1 protein-coding gene is annotated in these 742 nt (G+C 45.0%); it reads left to right on the top strand.

Annotated elements, in window-relative coordinates; genetic code table 11:
- Nucleotides 1-742 (top strand): bifunctional aspartate transaminase/aspartate 4-decarboxylase (locus TZ48_RS23900; protein WP_112481210.1); only part of this gene is annotated, 742 nt, incomplete at both ends.

Genomic DNA, 742 nt, shown 5'->3' on the forward strand with positions numbered 1-742 from the left:
TAACTACGCTTACTTAGATGCTGGCTTTGGCGGCATCCCAGATGGTAAAGGCATCGTTGAGCGTTTCGATACGTTCGTAGGTAACGCAGGCGACTCTGAAGGCGTTCGTTTCCTAGAAAAAGCACTAAGCTACGCAAAAGACCGTCTAGGTATCGACAAGCAAGAGTTCCTAAACGAACTAGTACTAGCATTCCTAGGTTGTAACTACCCTGTTCCTCCTCGCATGCTTGTGAACATCGAAAAAGTGGTTAAGCAATACATCGCAGAAGAGATGTACGGCCCTATGCCAACCACGACTAACTTTGACCTATTCGCAACTGAAGGCGGCACAGCGTCAATGACCTACACCTTCCAAACCATGTTCCACAATGGTCTGTTGAAAAAAGGTGACAAGGTTGCACTGACTACACCTATCTTTACTCCGTACCTAGAAATCCCAGAGCTTTCTGAGTACGAACTGGAAATCGTAGAAATCCGTCTAGACGAGAAAACATGGCAGCTTCCTCAATCTGAGATTGAAAAGCTAGCTGACGAGCAAATCAAATTGCTTTGTGTGGTAAACCCTGCTAACCCAGCGTCTGTGAAGTTCTCTGACGACACGCTAGACCGCCTAACTTCATTTGTTGAAGAGAAGCGTAAAGACCTATTCATCATTACTGATGACGTGTACGGCACATTCGCAGATAACTTTGTATCACTATTTGCAAAACTGCCATACAACACACTTTGTGTGTACTCATTT

Origin of the sequence: Vibrio variabilis (assembly GCF_003263785.1) — a bacterium.
GTDB lineage: Bacteria > Pseudomonadota > Gammaproteobacteria > Enterobacterales > Vibrionaceae > Vibrio > Vibrio variabilis.